The following is a 20,174-nucleotide window of genomic DNA, read 5'->3' as shown; positions in this document are numbered from 1 at the left end:
TTTTCGCGATTCGGATGAATGCGGTAAATCGCATGTTTAGGATGCGTTACCAAGGGGCACGGCCTTCGTTCTTCTTGTAGAACGGATGACGATCGCGTCGCCTCACAGTCGCCCACCGGTCTGGCTGCCCATGTCCCGGGCGCCGACAGGTTCTGGGGGCCGACGCGACCAGTAGGTGGTTCGCCTGCCGTCCTTCCCCGCGGGGGGCCTTTGTCCCAGGCCCCCCGCCCCCTAACTCAGCGGGCGTCGCGCAGCAGCTGTGCCGCGGTCTCCGGGACGATGTCGTTGATGAAGGCGCCCATCGCGGACTCGGAGCCGGCCAGGTATTTCAGCTTGTCCGCCGCCCGGCGGATGCTGAACAGCTGCAGGTGCAGGTATCCCAGCTCGCGGCCCTCGCCCGTCACCGCCTGGTGCCAGGCCGAGATGTAGGGCATCGGCCGGTCGAAGAGCGCGTCGAAGCGCCGCAGGATGTCCAGGTAGATCGGGCCGAAGGCGTCGCGCTCCGGGTCGGTCAGCGCCGGGATGTCCAGCACCTGCCGGTTCGGGGCGAGCTGGACCTCGAACGGCCAGCGGGACGCCGCCGGCACGTAGGCCGTCCAGTGCTCGTTGGCGGCCACCACGCGGACCTGAGCCTTCTGTTCGGCCTCGAGCACGTCCGCGTACAGGTTGCGGCCCCCGGTGTGCTCCGCGTGCCGCTGGGCGGCCCGGAGCATGGCCTGGGTGTGCGGCGGGACCATCGGGTACGCGTAGATCTGCCCGTGCGGGTGGCTCAGCGTCACGCCGATCTCGATGCCGCGGTTCTCGAACGGGAAGACCTGCGCGACGCCGGGCAGCGCGGACAGCTCCGAGGTGCGGTCGGCGAGCGCGTCGACCACCGTGCGCACGCGCTGGGGCGTCAGCGCGCCGAAGGAGCTGTTGTGGTCGCTGGTGAAGCAGACGACCTCGCAGCGACCGACGCCCGGCCGGACCGGCACCAGCTCGGTCAGCTCGGTGATCTCGTCGGCCTTGACCCGGTCGCTGAACGACGGGAACTGGTTCTCGAAGACGACCACGTCGTAGTCCGGCGCCGGGATCTCGCTGGCGAAGTCCGCCGTCGAGCCGCAGAGCGGGCACTTGTCGCTCGGCGGCAGGAAGGTGCGGGTCTGCCGGTGCGCGGCGACCGCCACCCACTCGTCGACCAGCGGGTCGTACCGCAGCTGCGACGTCGGCGGCGGGGGCGGCAGGTCCCGGGTGTCCGGCCACCGGTCCCGGTCCGCGTCCGGAGCCTCGTCGAAGTAGATGAGCTCGCGGCCGTCGCAGAGCCGGATCGCGGTCCTCTTGGAGATCATTGAGCGCTTACCACCATCAGCTCGTTCACCTGTTCCACCAGGACCGCGCGCGCGGCCTCGTCCAGCTGGTCATCCGTGATCACGACGTCCGCGCGCTCGAGCGGCACGATCGAGGAGATGCCAACGGTGCCCCACTTGGTGTGGTCGGCGAGCACGACGAGCCGCTCGGCCGCCTCGACGAGGGCGCGGTTGACGTCGGCCTCCATGAGGTTCGGCGTGGTGTAGCCGGCCCGCTCGCTCATCCCGTGCACGCCGAGGAAGAGCACGTCGAGGTGGAGCGTGCCGATCGCGGCGACCGCCACCGGGCCGACCAGGGCGTCGGAGGGCGTCCGCGTCCCGCCGGTCAGCACGACGGTCTGGTCCGGGCGCCCGGCCCGGTAGAAGATGTCGGCGACCGGGATGGAGTTGGTGACCACGGTCAGCGCCGGCACGTCGACGAGTCGCTGCGCGAGCCCGGCGGTCGTGGTGCCCGCGGACAGCGCGATGGCGTCGCCGGGGGAGACCAGGGCAGCGGCGCGCATGGCCATCGCCGCCTTTTCGGCGCGCTGGCGCACCGACTTGGCCGCGAAGCCGGGCTCGTGCGCCGAACCAGGGCTGACCGTGGTCGCGCCCCCGTGTACCTTCGCCAGCAGGCCCCGGTCGGCCAGGGACTCCAGGTCGCGGCGGATCGTCATGTCTGACACGCCGTACTCGGCGGCCAGCTCGCTGACGCGCACGCCGCCCGCCGCCCGCACCCGGTCCAGGATCGCTGCCTGTCGCTGCTGCGCCAGCATCAGCACTCACCCGCATTGAGTCGTTCTAACCGCACGAATTCGAACACGTGCGAACACTACCTGCTGATCAGGTGTGCGCAAAAGAGTGTGTGTTAGATACCTCGGCCGCGTTTGTGCAGTGCGGAGAGCACGTTCTCGACCTTCACCGCGCCGGCGATGGCCGCCAGGGCGATCGCGGTGCGCGGCTCCTTCCAGTTGGCGCGGACCGCCTCCTTGCTGAACTGCCAGGCCTGGCTGCGGTTACCGGTCGCGGCCGACCAGCACGCGAGCTGTCCGTAGACCCGGGCGGCGCCCGGCCGGCAGCCGCTGATCTCGGGGTGGCGCTGCATCATCCAGCGCAGCGAGGAGATCTTCGTGGCGTACTCGTACGCGTAGTGCGACGTGCGTCCCCAGAGCACCCGGACCAGCGGCTCGTCCAGGTGCACGATCGGCGCCCGGCGTGCCGCGCGCAGCAACAGGTCCCAGTCCTCGTTCTGGCTGCCCGGCGCGTCCTCGGCGACCAGCCCGATCGCGGAGTCGGCGAGCGCCTCCCGGCGCACCAGGAACGACGACGAGTGCAGCATCGCCATCCGCGAGCGGGCCAGTTCGTCGACGGTCACCCGGCTGTGGCCGGCCAGCCGCGGCGTCGTGCGGCCCTCGTACTCGACCTCGATCGCGCACGTGGCGAACTCGGAGTCGGGCTCAGCCAGCAGCGCGGCGACCTGGCGGCGCAGCTTGTCCGGCGCCCACTTGTCGTCGTCGTCGCAGAAGGCCACGAACTCGGTGTCCAGCGCCAGGATGCCGGTGTTGCGGGCGCCGGCCAGGCCGGAGGTGCGCCAGTTCGTCAGCACCAGCACCTGGGTGCCCTCGGTGGAGGCGAGCAGGTAGTCGGGTTCGGTCTGGTCGTAGACGACGACCACCTTCATCTCGCCGGGGTAGCGCTGGTCGCGTACGGCGGCGATCGCCTTGCGGACGAGTTCGGGGCGGTTGCGGGTGGGGATAACGACACCGACGGACGGCCAGTTCATCACGCCTCCTGGAGCATTTCTGCGGGGTTGAGCGGGTAGCCGTACGCGCGCAGCATCGGCGCGCATACCGCGCCGACGAGGCGGCGCTGGCCACTGGGGAGCGCGCGCATCCAGTCGTCGTCGCGGCGCATCGGCAGCCGCCCGACGCTGAAGCGCATCGGGTTTCCGGCGGCGCTGTGCCCGACCCGCAGGTCGGCGTACCCGTCGCCGAGGAAGGCCAGGTCGGCGTCGGCGACCGGCACGCCGGCGTACTCGGCCAGGTCCCGCATCGCGGCCCGCGGGTCGGTGAGGAACTGCTCGTAGCGGATCCGCCGCACCGGCACGCCGAGCCGGGAGAGCAGCCCGAACGCGGCGTTGTGCGCGTTCCAGAGCAGGGCCGAGCGGCCGGGGGAGTAGCGGGTCATCTCGTCGCTGCCGTCCGTCTCCGGCCGGGTAACGGTCTTGGTCCACGAGTACGCGACCCCGCGTGCGTCCCGGACCACGTGCACCACCCGCAGGTCCACGTCGTCCGCCCAGCGCAGCACGTGGGCGAGCGCACTGTGCTTGGAGGAGTCGACGACGACCGCGGCCCCCGAGACCTCGGCGGCGGCGGCGTAGACCTTGGCGTAGTAGCCCGCGTACTCGCGGACGTCGGCGCGCTGGGCGGCGGGCAGGTTGGCGCTCGCCAGGCGGGGGATGTGCCGGGTGCGCTCCACGACGTCGCGCAGGGCGTGCACCCGGTCGACGTCGACGTTGCCCCAGCCGCCGAAGGCCGCGATGCCGACGCGCTTCCAGAAGGTGCAGGCGGAGAAGCGGGCGCCGCAGCCGCAGCGCTCGTCGTCGCGGATGTCGCGCTGCCACAGGTGGACGATTTCGCCGAGCGCGCACACGGAGGGCAGTTCGCCGAGTAGGCGCTCGACGAGCGTTGTTCCGCTTCGCCCCAATCCGCCTAAGTATAGAATTCGTGCCACTTTCGCCCACCTTCGCTCGTTTCGCTCCTATAACGAGCGAGCAGGGCTGAAGGAGGCGTTGCATGACTGTCGAGGCTTTCGACCGCGTCCAGCTGGACGGGACGGGGATCGACCGCATCACCGAGGACGAGGTCGTGGCGGTCGTCCGGGAGGCGATCACCCTTGGCCGGGGAGGCCGCATCGTCACCCCGAACGTCGACATCCTGCGCCGGGCGCAGCGCGACGACGGCGTCCGCGTCCACCTCGACGACGCCGACCTGATCGTCGCCGACGGCATGCCGCTGGTCTGGGCCAGCCGGCTCAGCGGCGCGCCGCTGCCCGAGCGGGTCGCCGGCAGCAGCCTGATCTGGTCGCTGTCCCGCGGGCTCGGCTACGACGGCCGGTCGATCTTCGTCGTCGGCGGCGCGCCCGGCGTGGGCGGCCGCAAGGACGGCGCGGCCCGGGCCGCCGAGCGGCTCGCCGAGGAGTGCGCCGGGCTGCGGATCGCCGGCACCAGTTGCCCGCCGTTCGGCTTCGAGAAGAAGGAACGCGGCTATGCCGAGTTCCGCGCGGAGATCGTCCGGGCGGAACCCGACCTGGTCTTCGTGGGCCTGGGCTTTCCCAAGCAGGAGGCGGTCATCACCCGGCTGCGCGCCGAGATGCCGAAGGCCTGGTTCATCGGCTGCGGCGCGGCGGTCAACTTCGTGGCCGGGGACGTCGACCGGGCACCGCGCTGGATGCAGAAGACCGGCCTGGAATGGGCGCACCGGCTGGGCACGGAGCCCGGCCGGCTGGCGGGGCGCTACCTCAAGCACGACGCGCCGTACGCGATGCGGCTGCTCGCCGGCGCCGCGAGCCGGCGCCGCTGAGCTCTGGTCGGACCGGGACCGGCGTCCCGGTCCAACCGTCAGCTCGGGTTGAAGTACGGGTCCTTCGTCAGCCTCGTGAAGGCCTCGAAGGCCGGCTTGTCGCCGGCCAGCTGGAACTGCTGCTTCGGCCCGTTGCCCTCGGGATTCGACTCGAAGTAGACGACGCCCTTGATCTGCGGGTTCGCCTTGAAGGTGCCGGCGGCGTTGTGCAGCCAGGCGGCCCGGCCCGCGGAGCCCCACGCCTTGGCCACCCCGAACTCGCCGATGATGATCGGCTTCGGGCGCTGGGCAGCCCACTGCAGGAACGGCCCCATCAGCCGGCCGATCGGCTGGAAGAGGTTTCCCGCGTAGACGTCGACGCAGGTCCAGTCGACCTGGTCGTCGCCCGGGTAGAAGGCCGGTGCGTCGCCGCGGATGAAGCCCTCCGCGGTCGGGCACCACACCCACGACACGTTGTCCACCCGCTCCTGGGCGAAGATCTGCCGGATGTATCTGTACGCGGCGATGTAGTCCTCGCCGGACCACATCGTCGCGCGCAGGTTCGGCCGGTCCATCTCCCACCGGATCCGCAGCAGGACCGGCTTGCCCACCCTGCGGATGGCCCGGGCCTGCTGGCGGATCAGGCGGTCGTGCTCGCCCGCGAGGATGGATCGGTTGTCGCCGGTCGCCCAGCTCACCATCAGCGTCGAGCCCTGCGCGAGGAACTCAGCGTCCGATTTGGTGCCGACCATCTGCTCGAAGCGCCGGTAGGTGTTGACGATGTCGAGCGACCGGCCCAGGTCCTGTTCGAGACCCTCGACGGCCGCGACCCGGCCGACGTGGGTGAGTTCGTCGGGCTTGATCCAGGCGCCGAGGTACGCGCCGGTCGCCGGCGCCTCGAACGGTCCGGCCTCGAACGGCCCCGGGTTGACGGCCACCGCGACCGGCGCGCTGGTCAGGTCCGGTGACGGCGTGGGCTCGGGCTCGTCCCGCCGGTGCGAGGTGCAGCCGGCGAGGACGAGGACGAGCAGGCCCAGTAGGGCGATAGCGCGGCGCATGGCGGTGGTTACCGCTTCCGGCGCGCCGTGTAGAGGACGTTGACCGCGAAGCCGTCCGAGCCCGGCAGCCGGCGCAGGGCCGCGTCGGCGGCGCGGGCCAGCTTCAGGTTGTCCAGCGACTCGGTCAACATGGAGAAGCCTCGCCGCTCGATGATCTCGAAGCCGTGCCGGTCGAACAGCTCCTCGACCTCGTCGTGCGACAGCTCGGCGAACCAGCGCTCGCCCGAATGCCGCCGGGCGCGCAGGTGCCGCAGCGAGCCGGAGTTGCCGTGGTTCTCCACCACCAGCAGGCCGGACCCGGCCTCCGGCAGGGCCTTCGCGGCGAACGCGATCGCCCGGTCCCGCACGTCCGCGTGCACGTTGAGCAGCAGCCGGAACATGGTCACGATCGCCGGGTGCCCGGCCGGCACCGGGCTCGGCACCGGGCCGTCCATCGGCACCTGGTGCCACCGCGCCTGCGAGCCGACCTCGGCCGCCTTCGCCATCATCTCGGCCGACGTGTCGTAGCCGTGCGCGTCGCGGACCATGCCGTGCAGCGTGCGGATCGCGCGCCCGGTGCCGCAGGCGAAGTCGTGCTGCACCGGCGGGGTCTCGAACTCCCGGTCGACGAGTTTGCGCAGGTACGCCCGCTGCCGCTCGTTGATCCGCGACGCGTAGCTGTCCGGCGCGTAGGTGACGTGCTCGTACTTGTCGACGGCGTTCGCGTCCTGGAACACCTTGGTGTATTCGGTGGTCAACCGGTCCTCCTCTGGATGAGCTTGCGGGGCTGGAAGGCGTCGAGGGCGAGGGGTCCGCGCAGCAGCCAGACCCCCGCGGCGAAGGCGGGCACGGCCGTGGCCACGCCGAGCGTGAGACCGGCCGGTCCGGAGCCGGCCACGGCGGTGATGAGCCCGGGCACCACGCCGAAACAGGCGGCGGAGAGCCCGGCGGCGGCGAGCGTGCCCGTACCGAACGGGTGCAGCCGGGCCGCCCGGCCCACCTGCACGAGCGGCAGCAGGTTGTTGGCGACCATCGCGCAGGCCAGGCCGATCGCGGCGCCGAGGGCGCCGTACCGGGGAATCAGCAGCACGTCCAGGCCGATCGTCACGCCCAGCGCGACCAGGACGTTGACGAGGTTCCACGAGGTGCGCCCGGCCATCGCCAGGACCATGTCGACCATGCCGCAGCCGGTGGCGACGAGCATGGCGCAGGCCAGCACGATGACGACGCCGGCACCCTGCGGGTAGGCGTCGCCGAACAGTCCCAGGTAGACCGGCGCGAGCAGGATCACCAGGAAGTTGATCGGCCAGGTGACCAGCACCAGCCAGCCGGTGGCGGTCTGGTAGAGGTGGTTGGCCGTCTCCCGGTCGCCGGTCGCGAGGGCCTCGGCGAGCCGCGGCTGCACCGACTGGGAGATGCCCTGGTTGGCGAACTGGATGAGCACCACGAACCGGCCGGCGACGGCGTAGATCGCGGCGGCCGCCAGCCCGCCGAGGGCCGCGACGAGGAGCACGTCGACCCGTTGCAGCGCCAGTTGCGCGACGCTGGCCAGGGCCCGCGGGCCGGTGAAGCGCCAGAAGTCGCGGCGCAGCCGCCGGCGCTCCCCGCGCCGGGCCCGCGCGCCGGCCGGCTTCGCGGCCAGGTAGGTCCGGCGCAGCGCGATCGCCGCCAGCACCGTCACCGGCAGGTACGGCACGGCCCAGGCCAGCGCGAACGCCGGCAGCGTCGCCGTCGTCCAGAAGCCGGCCACCCCGACGGCACCCACGCACAGCAACTGCAGCGCGCTGCGCATGATCCGGTCGAGCGTGACGGTCGGCCGCATGGCCTTGTACCCGCGGGTGGCGGTCAGCAGGGCGTCGGTGAGCGCCTGCAGCGGCAGGAAGACCGCCAGCACCCGCAGCCCGGTGGTGTGCGCGTCGACGACGTGCGGCGAGTCCTGCGCGGTGAGGTGCGCGATCGCGGGGGCGCCGAACCACATCGCGAAGCCGAGCGCCACCGCCAGCGCGAGAACCGGCGTGAGGCCGGTGCGCAGGCAGGCGCCGAGCAGGTGATCGCGGCCGGTGGCGCGCAGCCGGGCCGGCCAGTAGACCAGCCCGGTCTGCGTGCCGAGCTTGGCCAGCCCGCCGGCCAGCACGAACGCCGCCGTCGCGGCGAAGAACGCGCCGGCCTGTTCGGCGCCGAGGCGCCGCGCGACCACCCAGGTGACGGCGATGCCGGTGCCGCCGGCCAGCGCGGCGCCGGCCATGTTGGCCAGGCCGCCGCGGGCGACGCCCTGGGTGGCTTTCCGGCGGGGCGGGTCCGCGACCGCCGTGGTGGTCACGCGGTGACCTCCTTGCGGCCCGCGCCGCGGTCGGTCATGCCGCCCGCCAGCTGGGCACCCGGCCGAGCCAGGTGCTCAGCGCCTCGTCGTGCGTGGCGAAGTAGTTCGTCAGGTCCCGGCGCAGGGTCGGCTCCATGTCGGCCTGCCGGGGCCGGGCGTTGTGCCGCTCGAAGGCCGGATGCCCCAGGTTCAGGGGGAGCCCGAGGAACGCGCAGACCTCGTCGTAGACCTCCTCGGGCTCGGCGAAGAACCGCTCGCTCTCCACCACGTGGATGCGTTCCCGGCCGACGTGCTGCGCCATCACGCTCAGGTAGCGGGCGTACTCGCCGCGGGACCGGTAGGCGTGGTGCTGGTGCGCGAACGAGTAGTAGCCCGGGTCGGTCGCCAGCTTGTGCTCCTGGCGGTGCAGCCGGGCCGGCTCCAGCGCGAGCGCGTTGCCGAAGTCGCGCTCGTGCTCGAACCCGCGGGCCAGCTCGTGATGGTGCTGCGAGTACGCCCGCTCCACCGGATCGCGGACCAGCACCACGAGCTTCGCGGCCGGCAGGTCCGCGGCGATCCGGGCGGCCGCCTGCGGGTGGTACATGTAGTACGGGCTCGACTCGAAGGTCTGCGCCTCGACGCCGTACCTCGTGCGGATCCGCTCGGCGCTGCGCTGCAGCGGGAAGTGCGCCTTGTACCAGCCCTTGCCGCGCTCGTACGACACGTCGAAGTAGTGCACGCCCTTGTGCAGCACGGCCTTGAGCACCGTCGGGTGTGCGGCCAGCGCGCGGTAGAGCGAGGTCGTGCCGCAGCGCTGGCCACCGCAGATCAGGAACGACGGTGTCATCCGCGCGGGCGCGGTGAGCCGGCCGTACGACCGGGTACCCAGGTGCACGACCCGTTTCACCGGGCTCGGAACCTTCGAGACGTCCATTGTCACAGCTCCTCGACCCGGCGGATGAGCACCGGGAGCAGCCAGGTGCCGAGGACGCCCAGCCGGGCACCCGCCTCGGCCTGGCGGTCGGTCAGATAGCGGGCGGCGAGGTCGATCAGGTACAGCAGGGCGGTGAGCTCGCGTACCTCGTCGGCGACGCCGAACGCCGCGAGCAGCTCGCCGGCCCGGCGTACGGTCGCCTCGACCGCCTCCGTGGCGTTGCCGGTGGACTGGATCCGCCGCTGCAGCTCGTGGTGCACGGCGTCGAAGCCCGCGGGCACGCCCCGGGCGAACCGCTCCCAGTCCCAGACCAGCAGCGTGTCGGCGAGGTTCGCCATGTTCCACGGTGCCCAGTCGCCGTGCCACGCGCCGTACCGCAGCGTGTGCTGCCCGGCGTGGGTGGCCAGCAGCTCGGCCGCGGAGGCCAGCGCCGCGCCCTCGGGCCGGTCGCACACGGCCGCGAGCCGGCCCCGCAGCTCGGCCCAGTACGCGCTGCCGACCAGGGTCCCGCTGGTGTACCCGTAGCAGCCGGCGATGTCGAGCATCGCGGCGGTCAGCCGGCGCGGGGTCAGCGGCGCCCGCGGCAGCCACACCGGCAGCGCCGACTGGACCAGCACCTGCAGGCCGCGCCACTGCCCGGCGTGCAGCACCGTCGGCACGGTCAGCTTGGTGAGCCCGGCGGTGCCCAGCGCCCGCAGGGCGGCGGTCTCCGCGTGGACCAGTTGCCGGGTGAGCGGGCCGGTGCCGAGCTTGCCGAAGCCGAACGTCTCGCCCGCCGGGGTGATCAGCTGCAGCACCGGCTTGCGGTTGGCCCGGGCGGGTCCGATGTGGATGCTGATCGCGAGCTCCCGGTGCAGCGCCTCCCGCAGATGCCCGTCGATGCTCTCCGAGACCGGGCCGGTGATCCGCACCCGGTCGCGCAGCAGCAGGCCCGAGGCCCCGGTACGCAGGGCGGCCACGACCGCGTCGCGCTTGAGCCGGGCGCCCCGCGACTGCGGCTCGGCGTAGCGCCGGACCGCCGCGGCCGCCACCCGCCGCGACGTGTTCGGCACCAGCAGCCGGGGCCGGCGCGCGTCGGGCACCACCAGGTACTCGGCTATCTGCTCGCCAGGCCCGCCGGCGGTGTCGCACGGTGCCGGGTAGAGCAGCGCGAGTACCTCCGCCAGGTACTGCGTACGCAGCGCCGCGTCCCCCACGGTCAGTTCCGCCGGAGCGGTCTTCACCGGACTCAAGAACCTTCCCCCTCGATCTCGTTGCGCCAGAGCAGCGCGTAGGCCAGGAACATGAAGACGAGGGGTGTGGCCAGCGAGTTGTACCAGAGCATGGCCGAGAAGGAGCTCACGATGGCGGCGCTGCCGGCGATGCCGATCGGGGTGCGATCGCGCCGGAAGCGCCACAGGCCGTAGGCGAAGAAGCCCAGGTAGGCGACCGTGCCGACGATGCCGTGCGCGAACATCAGCTGCCAGAACTGGCCGTTGCCGCCGACCGTGAAGTTGCCGCAGCGCTCGCACTCGGAGCTCTCGCCGACGGCGATGGAGTTGCGGCCGCCCATGGTGCTGCGGGTCGAGCCGTACCCGATCACGGGGGAGTCGGTGAAGCCCTCGACCGCGCGCTCGATCAGGAAGGAGCGCACCCCGTTGGACTTGCCGTTGTCCAGCCGCGCGGTCACCGTGTCGCCGAGCGGGGTGGCGACGAGGGAGACGGCCAGCGCGGCCGCGGCGACCAGGACCGCGCCGATGATCCAGATCCGGCCCATCAGCACGTAGCGGATCGCGACGTAGACGACCACGACGCCGATGCCGATCCACAGGCCGCGGTTCAGCGAGACCACCGCCGGCACGATCGACACGGCCAGGCAGAGCAGCGCCAGCAGCTTCACGCCGCCCCGGCGGGAGGCCCAGGCGGCGACGACGAGCCAGCCCATCAGCAGGCAGAAGTTGTTGCCCCAAGTGTTGGTGTAGCCCCAGGGCGCGGCGGGGCGGGGCTTCTCGCCGCCGACCAGATCCATGATCTGCGCCGCGTACGGGTGCACCAGCGACTGCACGAAGCCCTTGCTGCGCACCGCGTGCGGCAGCAGCCACTCGACCGGCGAGGTGAACTCGAAGCGCCCGGCCACCATGCCGAGCAGGCCGCCGAGCACCGTGACCACGAAGAGCCAGCCGAGCAGCTTGGCCAGGCGGCGCCGGGAGAGCTCGGCCTCGGTCAGGTTGCCCGCGTAGACGAGCAGGACGGTCAGGGACGCGTACAGGCTGAGGCGGTAGACGACCGCGACCAGGCGGTCGCTCGCGAGCTCGGCCACCGTGCCGGGCGGGTCGGCGCCGAGCGCCGCGATGCTGATGACGACGGCCGCGAGGAACAACAGCCACCAGGCGAAGCCGGGCGGCAGGCGCAGCCGGCGCCCGGCCGCGTGGCGGCGCAGCAGCAGCACCAGCATCGGCGCCGACATGATCGGGAAGATCAGCACGCCGAGCCCGAGCGCCCACCACACCGGGTAGAACGCGAGCATGCTCGCGAGCGGCCAGGCGGGCAGCGCGGTCGGCCGCGCGGCCGTGGCCTGCCGGCCGGGCCCGGACGCCCGGGTGCTGACGGTGCCTGGGCCGCCCGGTACGGCCAGCGTCACTTCTCTTCCGGCGCTTCGGTGGGCTTCTCCGCCGTCTTGGTCTGCGCGCCGGCCTTCGGCTGGGGCGCGGTCCTGGTCTGCTGCCCACCCGAGCTCATGTCGATGACCGCGGTGACCTCGTCCTGGCCGCCCTCGCGCGGCCGGACCTGCCCGCCGGTGGTCGGCGAAGCCGACGAGCGCAGCGGCTGGGTCCGGTCGGCGTCGGCGGTCGCGGCCTCGTCCGACCGCGGTTCCTTGCGCTCGGCCGGGAGGGCGACGGCCGGCAGGTTCTCCTCGCCGCCGCGCATGCCGGTCAGCCGGGGCAGGACGACGGCGCCGAGCAGCGGCGTGCCGACCCGGCTCAACTGCTCGGCGGCGTCGAGCAGCGCCGGGCGCTTGGCGCGGCGCAACTCCACCGCGATGATGGCGGCGTCGGCGAGGCTGGCCAGGCTCTGCGCGTCGGCGCTGCTGCTGGTCGAGGGCGCCTCGATGACCACGTAGCCGGCCTGCCGGCGCAGCGCCTCCAGCGTGTCGCGCAGCCGTTGCGACTGCATCAGGCCCGCCGCCGTCGCGGCGCCGCCGGTGGTGATGACCCGCAGCGACGGGATGCGCGGCGTGCGCTGCATGGCCTTGTTCAGCCCGATCCGCCCGGCCAGCAGGTCGGACAGCCCGGGCATCGCCGAGACGCCGAGCATCCGCGCCAGCGGCGCGGCGTCGACCACGCTGTCCGGCAGATGGGCGCCGACCAGCACGACGTCGCTTCCGGTACGCGCCAGCGCGGCGGCGAGGTTGGCGGCCACCAGCGTCGTGCCGGAGCCGCGGCTGGCGCCGGTGACCACGAGAATCTGGTCGCCGCTCTTCAGGCTCGCCAGGACCTCGTTGCGCAGCCGGTTGAAGACCCGCCCGCCCGGCCCGTACGGCTGCAGCACGTCGTCGAAGCGCGGGGTGGTCCGCTCGTCCAGCGCGGCGAGCACCGGCATGCGCCCCCGGTCCCGCACGTCGGCCGGGGTGCGCAGGCCGCCGTCGAAGCGTTCCCGGGTGAACGCCAGCGCCAGCCCGACGAGCAGCCCGGTCATCCCGCCGGTGGCGATGTTGAGCATCGCGTTCGGGCTGGTCGGCTCCTCGGGCGCGCGGGCGTCGCTGATGATGCTGCCGGCGCCGACGGTGGCCGTGGTCAGCTCGTTGAGCCGGCTGGTCAGGTTGTTCAGCTGGTTCTGCGAGTTGCTGCGCAGGCTCTCCAGGTTGCTGCGCTCGAAGCTGCCGTTCTGCGCCTTGGCCAGCCGGTTGTTGATGCCGGTGAGGGTCGCGGTCAGCTGCCTGGCCTTGACGACCAGCGTCTTGATCTGCTGATCCAGCCCGGCGCGGGCCGTCTCCTCCCGGTTGCGCAGGTACGCCTCGGCGAACGCGTGCGAGCCCTTCTGCGCACCCTCCGGGGTGTCCGCCTCGAAGCGGATCACCAGGACGGTGGTGTTGGCGGGCACCTCGACGGAGACGAAGTGGGCGAGCTCGACGGGTGAGACCTGGGCGCGCAGCAGCGTCGCGGCCTTCACGGCGACGGCGCCGGAGGCGACGAGCTGGGCCTCGGTGTCGAGGTTGATCGTGCCCTTGGTCCGGCCGCCGGAGGCGTTGGTGTCACCGGAGACGGCCTGTACCAGCACTGACGTCGACGACTCGTAGACCTTCGGCATGGCCTGGGTGACCGCGGCGCCGAGCCCCAGGCCCACCCCGCCGGCAGCGAGAACAACCCACCAGTGCCGGCGGAACACGCCCAGGTAGTGCGAGAGGTCGGCGGATACCGGGCGTGGATCTTCCATCGGTAAGGCAGCCCTTTCGGGGTGGAGTTGTGGGCACAGCATTCGGGCTTTTCGCCCCCGAGGGGGTAAACGGCCCGTAAGCCGTTGCGTAACTACTCCACCGCGATCGGTTACTTCATATTCGGTTCCACCCAGCCGGTCTCCACCAGATAGGCCAGCACCACGTCGATGGCCTCGGGCACCGTCATGTCCGTCGTGTCCAGCGTCAGCTCGGCGTCGGTCGGCTCCTCGTAGGGGTCGTCGACGCCCGTCATGCCGCGCAGCTGACCGGCCCGGGCGCGGGCGTACAGGCCCTTGCGGTCGCGGCGCTCGCAGACCTCGAGCGGGGTCGCCACGTGCACCAGCACGAAGCCGGCGCCCGCCTCGGTGGCCATCTTGCGCACGGCGGCGCGGGCGTCGGCGTACGGGGCGATCGGGCAGGCGATGGACATGCCGCGGTGCCGGGCGACCTCCGCGGCCACCCAGCCGATCCGCCGCACGTTGCGGTCCCGGTCGGCCCGGCTGAAGCCGAGCCCGGCGGACAGCTCCCGGCGCACGACGTCGCCGTCGAGGAAGGTGACGGTCCGCTCGCCGTCCTCGCGCAGCGAGTCGGCGACGCCGCGGGCGATTGTCGACTTGCCGGAACCGGAGAAGCCGGTGAAGAAGACGACCAGGCCGCGGTGCCGGCGCGGCGGGCGCATCCGGGTCAGCTCCTTGGCCACGGCCGGCGGCGTGTGCCACTCCGGCAGCGGGAACCCGCGATCGAGCAGGTCCTCGACCTCGGCGGAGGACAGCGCCAGCCGCCGGTTGCGCGGCGGGATGTCGTCGCGCCAGCGCCACTGGCCGTCGCGGTTGTCGTACGCCAGCTCGCGGGGGACCAGCACGCGCAGCCCGGCGCCGGAGAGCATGTCGCCGGTGGAGAGCACGTGGGTGACGCCATAGGCGGTAGCGACCCGGGCCCGCAGCAGCGCGTCGCGCATCTCGTCGTTGCGCGGCATCAGCGGCACGGCGACGATCGTGGCCGGCGGCATCCGGTCGCGGGCCGCGAAGACGGCGCGGACCAGCGCCTCCGGCGGCAGGCCGTCGGGCCCCGGGCCGGTCACCGGGATGAAGATCAGCAGGTGCGCGGCGAGGGTGCGCGCGGCGTGCGCGATCTGCGCGAGCTGCGGGCGGTGCAGCGGCCGGTCGGCGATGACCCCGAGCACCCGGCCGGGCGGGAGCAGGGCCTTGACCTCCTCCGGGGTGCGCCGCAGGCGCTGGAACGGGCCGTGCCCGCCGTCGCCCATCCGGCGCACCGTGCCGCCGATCGCCCACATGCCGGCCTTGGTCGGCCAGGCGTCGGTCACCTCGATCGCGGCGACCGGCGCGCCCTCGGGGTCGGTGAGCACCACCGTGCGGCGCAGCGGGTCGTCGAGGTCGAGACCGGTGGCGAGCTCGGCCGGGATCTCGCAGGTCACGCCGACCGGCCACGGTGTCCCGTCGGCGAGCCGGCCCCGGCGGCGCAGCGCCGTGAGGTCGGCCCGGCCGAGGAAGCCGGTCAGCGGCGCGTAGGCGCCGGAGAGCAGCAACTCGAGGTCGGCGAGTTCGTGCCCGCGCGGCGTGTACGTCGGCGCGTCACGCAACACGTCCTCTGGCAGCACAGAACCGTCGTTCACCTAATACTCCCCCTGCAGTGACTTGAGGGACAGTTTCGCAGCAGGACTCCCCGGGGTCGAGCGGGGCTCGGCAGTCTGTCCGTTCTAGACGTTCGCCACGCGGACAACCAGGCTGGGTAGTCGACAAAACGGACATTAGGTCGAATACTGGGCGATCGTGAGACGTCGACCCCGCCGTACCAGGCCCCTGCACATCTTCGCCATGACGGTGATCTTTGCCCTCTCGTTGGTCGCCACCCTGTCCTGGGCGTGGACCGGCGGCGTGGATCAACTCGGCCTGCCGTACGGGCCGGGCGACGATCCGGCCGTGACGCTGCCCGGGCGCCCGCTGCCGCCGCTCGGCGGCGCGCGCCAGCCGGCCCAGCCGGGCGTGGTGCCCACCGCACCGGGCGCGGCGCCGGGCGCGGCGCCGGGAGCCTCCGGCGTGCCCGGGGAGCCCGGTTCCGCCGCCCGCGGCGTGCAGCCGTCGCACCCCGGCCCGGCCGGGAGCGCCACCGACGCGACGCCGTCCTCGGAATCCGGCGCCCGGCGCTGCCACACCGGCCGCAAGCTCGTACCGACCTGCGGCGTGCTGTGGGGAGTGGCGCCGGGGGCCTTCACCGACGGGCGCGGCAAGCAAGCGCTCGCGGCGTTCGAGGAGAAGACCGGGCGCCACCAGGACATCTTCCACGCCTACCACCGGGGAAACCGGCAGCTCTTCCCGACGGAGACCGAGGTGGCGATCGCCCGCCAGCCGGGCCGCGAGCGCATCCTGTTCCTCAACTGGAAGCCGTCGGGCGCGTCGTGGGCGAAGATCGCGCAGGGCGACCCGGCGACCGACGCGTTCCTCGACCGGCTGGCCCGGCACATCAACGCCGAGTTCCCCGAGCAGTTCTTCTTCACCGTGCACCACGAGGCCGAGGACAACGTCCGGGAGAAGGCGGGCTCCGGCTACACCGCCCGGGACTACGCGGCGATGTACCGCCACGTGGTGCAGCGGCTGCGCGCCCGCGGCGTCGACAACCTGGTCACGGTGCTCGTGCACATGGCGTACGTGCCGCACACGAGCGAGAGCTGGTTCCAGGCCATGTACCCCGGCGACGACGTGGTCGACTGGGTCGGCTTCGACACCTATGCCTACGGCGACCCCGGATACGGCCACGGCGACTTCGCGGAGCTGCTGAACAGGCAGAGTTCGGCCCGCCCGAACTGGCCGGGCTTCTACAACTGGGCCACCACCAAGCACCCGAACAAGCCGCTGATGGTCGCCGAGTGGGGCGTCTGGACCTCGAAGACCAACCCCGGCCACAAGGCGCAGTTCTACCGCGAGGTGGGCCGGCAGATCGGCCGGTTCCCGAACATCCGGGCGATGGTGCACTTCGACACCCCGCACAGCCAGAAGGGCCGCGACTCCCGGGTCGACGCGACCCCCGAGTCGCTGTCGGCATACCGCAGGCTCGGCCGGCTCCCGATCTTCCAGGTCGACATCAGGCCCTCCGTGTCCTGAGAGGTAGTCGCGTCTCAGGGGTGAGTCCGGGGTTCACCTGATCCGAAACAGTGACAGCTCTTCATAGTCTGTCTGTGTGAGCCTCATCGACACCCAAGGGTTGACCAAGACGTACGGGCGGGTGACCGCCCTGCAGGACCTGACCGTCTCCGTCGAACCCGGGATCATCGGACTTGTCGGCGCCAACGGCGCCGGCAAGTCGACCTTCATCAAAATCATGCTGGGTCTGATCGCGCCGACGGCCGGGCACGTGCGGGTCTTCGATATCGATCCGACCGTCGAGCCCGACCGGGTCCGTGCCAAGGTCGGCTACATGCCGGAGCACGACGCGCTCCCGCCCGACGTCTCCGCCGCGGAGTTCGTCACCCACCTCGGCCGGATCAGCGGCCTGCCACGCACCGCCGCCCGCGAACGCGCCTCCGAGGCGCTGCGGCACGTCGGGCTCTACGAGGAGCGCTACCGGCAGATCGGTGGCTACTCGACCGGCATGAAGCAGCGGGTGAAGCTCGCACAGGCGCTGGTGCACGACCCCGACCTGCTGCTGCTGGACGAGCCGACCAACGGCCTCGACCCGGCCGGGCGGGACGCCATGCTGGCGCTCGTGCACCGCATCGGCGCCGAGTTCGGCATCTCCGTCGTGGTCTGCTCGCACCTGCTCGGCGAGGTCGAGCGGATCTGCGACTCGCTGGTCGCCATCGAGGGCGGCCGGCTGCTGCGCGCGGACCGCATCTCGGCGATGACGGAGGCCCGCGACGTGCTCGCGGTCGAGGTCAGTGAGGGCACCGAGGAGCTGGCCGCCGCCCTGCTGGCGCTCGGGCTGCCGGTGACCCGGGACGGCCGGCTGCTGCTCGTGCAGCTCGACCAGGAGGCGACCTACGACAGCATCCTGCGGGCCGTCGCCGACCTGGACCTGCCCCTGCACCGCCTGGACCAGCGACGCCACCGGGTGGCCGAGCTCTTCGCCATGAGGGAGAAGGCCGATGTCTGAGTCGAGCGTCATTCATGACATCGGATATCAGCGCTACACCGGGCCGAGGCTCGGCCGCGGCGCCGTGTTCGGCGAGCTCTACGTGCACGGCGTACGCGCGGCGTACGGTTTCGGCCGGACGGCCAAGTCCAAGATCTTCCCCTGGCTGGTCTTCGGCATCGTCAGCCTGGTCGCCGTGATCCTCGCCGCGGTACGCGCGCAGACGGGCCTGCTGCCGCTCAACTACATCCAGTTCGCGGACGCGATGAGCTGGCTGATCATCTTCTTCGTGGCGATCGTGGCGCCGGAACTGGTCTCCCGCGACCTGCGCTCCGGGGTGCTGCCGCTCTACTTCAGCCGGCCGGTGCGCGCCGCCGACTACGTCGGCGCGAAGGTCGCCGCGATGGCGACCGCGGTCTGGGCGCTGCTGGCCGGACCGCAGCTGGTGCTGTTCCTCGGCGGCGCCTTCACCACCGACAAGGGCATGTCCGGGGTCTGGAAGGAGCTCGGCTGGCTGCTCTCGGGGTGGGGTTACAGCCTGCTCTGGGCCCTGGTGTTCACCGGGATCGGCCTGCTGGTGGCGTCGCTGACCGGCAAGCGGGCGTTCGCCGCCGGCGGCATCGTCGCCGTCTTCCTGATGACCACGCCGGTCGTCGGCGTGCTGGCGATCCTGCCGTCCGCGACCGCGCAGCACCTGGCCTTCCTGGCGAGTCCGATGACGCTGGTGAGCGGCGTCGCCGAGTGGCTGATCACCGGCGCCAACACCGGCCTCAACATCGGCCGCTTCGGCCCGGTGTACGCCATCGAGGCCGTCACCCTGATCGCCACCTGCCTGCTGCTGCTACTGGCCCGCTACCGGAGGGTGGCCTCGCTGTGACCACAGTGGAGCTTCAGAACGTGTCCCGCTGGTACGGCAACGTGGTGGCGGTCAACGACATCAGCTTGACGCTGGAGCCGGGGGTGACCGGCCTGCTCGGGCCGAACGGCGCCGGCAAGACCACCGTGCTGCACATGATGGCCGGCTTCCTGTCGCCGTCGCGCGGCTCGGTGACCATCGACGGCGCGTCGACCTGGCGCAACCCGGACATCTACCGCCGGCTGGGCCTGGTCGCGGAGCGCGAGGCGGTGCACGGCTTCCTCACCGCCCGCGAGTTCGTGCAGGCCAGCGCCCGGATGCAGAAGCTGCCGGACCCCGCGGCCGCGACCGAGTGGGCGCTGCAGATGGTCGAGATGACCGACGCCGCGGACCGCCGCATCGAGACGTACTCGAAGGGCATGCGGCAGCGCACCCGGGTCGCCGCGGCGCTGGTGCACAACCCGCAGGTGCTGCTGCTGGACGAGCCGTTCAACGGCATGGACCCGCGCCAGCGGATGCACATGATGAGCCTGCTGCACGAGCTCGGCGACCGAGGTCACACGATCCTGTTCAGCTCGCACATCCTCGAAGAGGTCGAGCAGGTGTCGGGCACCGTGCAGGTGATCGTGGCCGGCCGGCTGGCGGCCTCCGGCGACTTCCGCCGGATCCGCCGCCTGATGACGCACCGCCCGCACGTCTTCGCGCTCCAGTCGTCCGACGACCGGCGGCTGGCGGTGGCGCTGATCGGCGAGAAGTCGGTGAGCGGCGTGGAGATCGACCAGGCCGGCCTGACCGTCCGCGCCGCCGACTACGGCAGCTTCACCCGCGCCCTGCCGCGCATCGCCATCGACGAGGGCATCCGGCTGCGCAAGCTGCTGCCGTCCGACGAGTCCCTGGAGAGTGTCTTCTCCTACCTGCTGGAGGCCTGACGTGTCGACCGTTGCGTGGATCACCGCCCGCGGATTGTTCGGCCGGCGCCGGGTGCTCCTGCTGCTGCCCCTGCCGGCGCTGCTGGTCGGCCTGGCCCTGCTCTGCTGGGCCAACAACGTGCGGCCGTCGGACTGGGGCGCGCCGGTGCTGGTCGGCCTGGGCCTGGCCGTGGTGCTGCCGGTGGTGACGCTGATCGTCGGCACCGGCGTGCTCGGCTCCGAAGTGGACGACGGCACGATCGTGCACATCCTGACGAAGCCGCTGCCCCGCCGCGACATCATCCTGGCGAAGCTGGGCGTGGCGATCGGGGTGAGCGCGGTGACGGCGGCGGTGCCGCTGTTCGTGGCGGGCGTCCTGGCCGACTCGGTGCGCCTCGGCCTCGGGCTCGCGGCCGCCGCGGCGGTCGGTGCCTGCGCGTACTCGGCGTTCTTCCTGCTGCTCAGCCTGCTGACCCGCCGGCCGGTGCTGCTCGGCCTGCTCTACATCCTGGTCTGGGAAGGCCTGCTGGGTACCTTCGTCAGCGGCACCCGGGTGCTGTCGATCGAGCAGTACGTGATCACGATCGCGGACCGGATCGCGCCGACGACGCTGCTCGATTCGAAGGTGTCCGGCACGCTGTCGGTCGTGATGGCCGTGATCTTCGTGCTGGGCTGCACCGCGGCCGCGGTGGACCGGCTGCGCAGCTTCAGCATGGCGGGCGAGACCAGCTGACGGTCGCTCGAGTCCGCAGCTG

At 72.3% G+C, this 20,174-nt stretch carries 18 protein-coding genes; 6 read left to right on the top strand and 12 right to left on the bottom strand.

Annotation, left to right across the window (positions count from 1 at the left end; translation table 11 throughout):
• Positions 1-236 precede the first annotated feature (236 nt).
• From galT to AB0F10_RS09550, 4 genes are all read right to left on the bottom strand, one after another.
• On the bottom strand, positions 237-1,328 hold the full coding sequence (gene galT / locus AB0F10_RS09565; protein WP_360621872.1) for a galactose-1-phosphate uridylyltransferase: 1,092 nt from the start codon (positions 1,326-1,328) through the stop codon (positions 237-239).
• Entirely contained in the window at positions 1,325-2,101 is a 777-nt protein-coding gene (locus AB0F10_RS09560; RefSeq protein WP_360621870.1) for a DeoR/GlpR family DNA-binding transcription regulator, read from the bottom strand. The genes galT and AB0F10_RS09560 overlap by 4 nt, the downstream gene beginning before the upstream one ends.
• Before the next feature lie 92 nt (positions 2,102-2,193).
• Positions 2,194-3,108 carry a glycosyltransferase gene (locus AB0F10_RS09555; protein WP_360621868.1) on the bottom strand — a complete coding sequence of 305 codons (915 nt, stop codon included), beginning with the start codon at positions 3,106-3,108 and terminating at the stop codon, positions 2,194-2,196.
• Positions 3,108-4,031 (bottom strand): sulfotransferase, encoded by a 924-nt coding sequence (locus tag AB0F10_RS09550; RefSeq protein WP_360621866.1) that lies wholly within the window; start codon positions 4,029-4,031, stop codon positions 3,108-3,110. The genes AB0F10_RS09555 and AB0F10_RS09550 overlap by 1 nt, the downstream gene beginning before the upstream one ends.
• 89 nt (positions 4,032-4,120) lie before the next feature.
• Between AB0F10_RS09550 and AB0F10_RS09545 the strand changes: the two genes are divergently transcribed.
• The gene (locus AB0F10_RS09545; RefSeq protein WP_360621864.1) at positions 4,121-4,906 is read left to right on the top strand and encodes a WecB/TagA/CpsF family glycosyltransferase; all 786 of its coding nucleotides are present in this window, start codon (positions 4,121-4,123) and stop codon (positions 4,904-4,906) included.
• 38 nt (positions 4,907-4,944) lie between these two features.
• Here the strand turns inward: AB0F10_RS09545 and AB0F10_RS09540 are convergent, their stop codons facing one another.
• From AB0F10_RS09540 to cysC, 8 genes are all read right to left on the bottom strand, one after another.
• Positions 4,945-5,943, bottom strand: coding sequence for a glycosyl hydrolase (locus AB0F10_RS09540; protein WP_360621862.1), 999 nt, complete (start codon positions 5,941-5,943; stop codon positions 4,945-4,947).
• 8 nt (positions 5,944-5,951) lie between these two features.
• Entirely contained in the window at positions 5,952-6,680 is a 729-nt protein-coding gene (locus tag AB0F10_RS09535) for a methyltransferase domain-containing protein (protein WP_360621860.1), read from the bottom strand.
• Positions 6,677-8,242 (bottom strand): MATE family efflux transporter, encoded by a 1,566-nt coding sequence (locus AB0F10_RS09530; protein ID WP_360621858.1) that lies wholly within the window; start codon positions 8,240-8,242, stop codon positions 6,677-6,679. The genes AB0F10_RS09535 and AB0F10_RS09530 overlap by 4 nt, the downstream gene beginning before the upstream one ends.
• Positions 8,243-8,276: 34 nt before the next feature.
• On the bottom strand, positions 8,277-9,155 hold the full coding sequence (locus AB0F10_RS09525; protein WP_360621856.1) for a sulfotransferase: 879 nt from the start codon (positions 9,153-9,155) through the stop codon (positions 8,277-8,279).
• 2 nt (positions 9,156-9,157) lie between these two features.
• Positions 9,158-10,387, bottom strand: coding sequence for a hypothetical protein (locus AB0F10_RS09520; RefSeq protein ID WP_360621853.1), 1,230 nt, complete (start codon positions 10,385-10,387; stop codon positions 9,158-9,160).
• The gene (locus tag AB0F10_RS09515) at positions 10,384-11,775 is read right to left on the bottom strand and encodes a hypothetical protein (protein WP_360621851.1); all 1,392 of its coding nucleotides are present in this window, start codon (positions 11,773-11,775) and stop codon (positions 10,384-10,386) included. The genes AB0F10_RS09520 and AB0F10_RS09515 overlap by 4 nt, the downstream gene beginning before the upstream one ends.
• Positions 11,772-13,568, bottom strand: a complete 1,797-nt coding sequence (locus AB0F10_RS09510) for a Wzz/FepE/Etk N-terminal domain-containing protein (RefSeq protein ID WP_360621849.1) — start codon at positions 13,566-13,568, stop codon at positions 11,772-11,774. Before AB0F10_RS09510 ends, AB0F10_RS09515 begins: the two co-directional genes overlap by 4 nt.
• A gap of 110 nt (positions 13,569-13,678) precedes the next feature.
• Positions 13,679-15,202: an adenylyl-sulfate kinase gene (gene cysC, locus AB0F10_RS09505; protein ID WP_360621847.1), complete on the bottom strand. Its 1,524-nt coding sequence runs from the start codon at positions 15,200-15,202 to the stop codon at positions 13,679-13,681.
• A gap of 157 nt (positions 15,203-15,359) precedes the next feature.
• Between cysC and AB0F10_RS09500 the strand changes: the two genes are divergently transcribed.
• From AB0F10_RS09500 to AB0F10_RS09480, 5 genes are all read left to right on the top strand, one after another.
• Positions 15,360-16,688 (top strand): glycosyl hydrolase, encoded by a 1,329-nt coding sequence (locus AB0F10_RS09500; RefSeq protein ID WP_360621845.1) that lies wholly within the window; start codon positions 15,360-15,362, stop codon positions 16,686-16,688.
• Positions 16,689-16,764: 76 nt separating this feature from the next.
• Positions 16,765-17,676, top strand: a complete 912-nt coding sequence (locus tag AB0F10_RS09495; RefSeq protein WP_360621843.1) for an ABC transporter ATP-binding protein — start codon at positions 16,765-16,767, stop codon at positions 17,674-17,676.
• Positions 17,669-18,532 carry an ABC transporter permease gene (locus AB0F10_RS09490; protein WP_360621841.1) on the top strand — a complete coding sequence of 288 codons (864 nt, stop codon included), beginning with the start codon at positions 17,669-17,671 and terminating at the stop codon, positions 18,530-18,532. The genes AB0F10_RS09495 and AB0F10_RS09490 overlap by 8 nt, the downstream gene beginning before the upstream one ends.
• On the top strand, positions 18,529-19,440 hold the full coding sequence (locus AB0F10_RS09485) for an ABC transporter ATP-binding protein (protein WP_360621839.1): 912 nt from the start codon (positions 18,529-18,531) through the stop codon (positions 19,438-19,440). The genes AB0F10_RS09490 and AB0F10_RS09485 overlap by 4 nt, the downstream gene beginning before the upstream one ends.
• 1 nt (position 19,441) lies before the next feature.
• On the top strand, positions 19,442-20,152 hold the full coding sequence (locus AB0F10_RS09480; protein ID WP_360621837.1) for an ABC transporter permease: 711 nt from the start codon (positions 19,442-19,444) through the stop codon (positions 20,150-20,152).
• Positions 20,153-20,174 lie beyond the last annotated feature (22 nt).

The organism is Actinoplanes sp. NPDC026623, from assembly GCF_040638275.1.
In the GTDB taxonomy this organism is placed as follows: domain Bacteria; phylum Actinomycetota; class Actinomycetes; order Mycobacteriales; family Micromonosporaceae; genus Actinoplanes.
This window is presented reverse-complemented; position numbering and strand designations above follow the sequence as displayed.

Coding starts and splice junctions, on each gene's coding strand:
- galT (WP_360621872.1), bottom strand. CDS start 1,328: ATGATCTCCAAGAGGACCGCGATCCGGCTCTGCGACGGCCGCGAGCTC.
- AB0F10_RS09560 (WP_360621870.1), bottom strand. CDS start 2,101: ATGCTGGCGCAGCAGCGACAGGCAGCGATCCTGGACCGGGTGCGGGCG.
- AB0F10_RS09555 (WP_360621868.1), bottom strand. CDS start 3,108: ATGAACTGGCCGTCCGTCGGTGTCGTTATCCCCACCCGCAACCGCCCC.
- AB0F10_RS09545 (WP_360621864.1), top strand. CDS start 4,121: ATGACTGTCGAGGCTTTCGACCGCGTCCAGCTGGACGGGACGGGGATC.
- AB0F10_RS09540 (WP_360621862.1), bottom strand. CDS start 5,943: ATGCGCCGCGCTATCGCCCTACTGGGCCTGCTCGTCCTCGTCCTCGCC.
- AB0F10_RS09525 (WP_360621856.1), bottom strand. CDS start 9,155: ATGGACGTCTCGAAGGTTCCGAGCCCGGTGAAACGGGTCGTGCACCTG.
- AB0F10_RS09510 (WP_360621849.1), bottom strand. CDS start 13,568: ATGGAAGATCCACGCCCGGTATCCGCCGACCTCTCGCACTACCTGGGC.
- AB0F10_RS09490 (WP_360621841.1), top strand. CDS start 17,669: ATGTCTGAGTCGAGCGTCATTCATGACATCGGATATCAGCGCTACACC.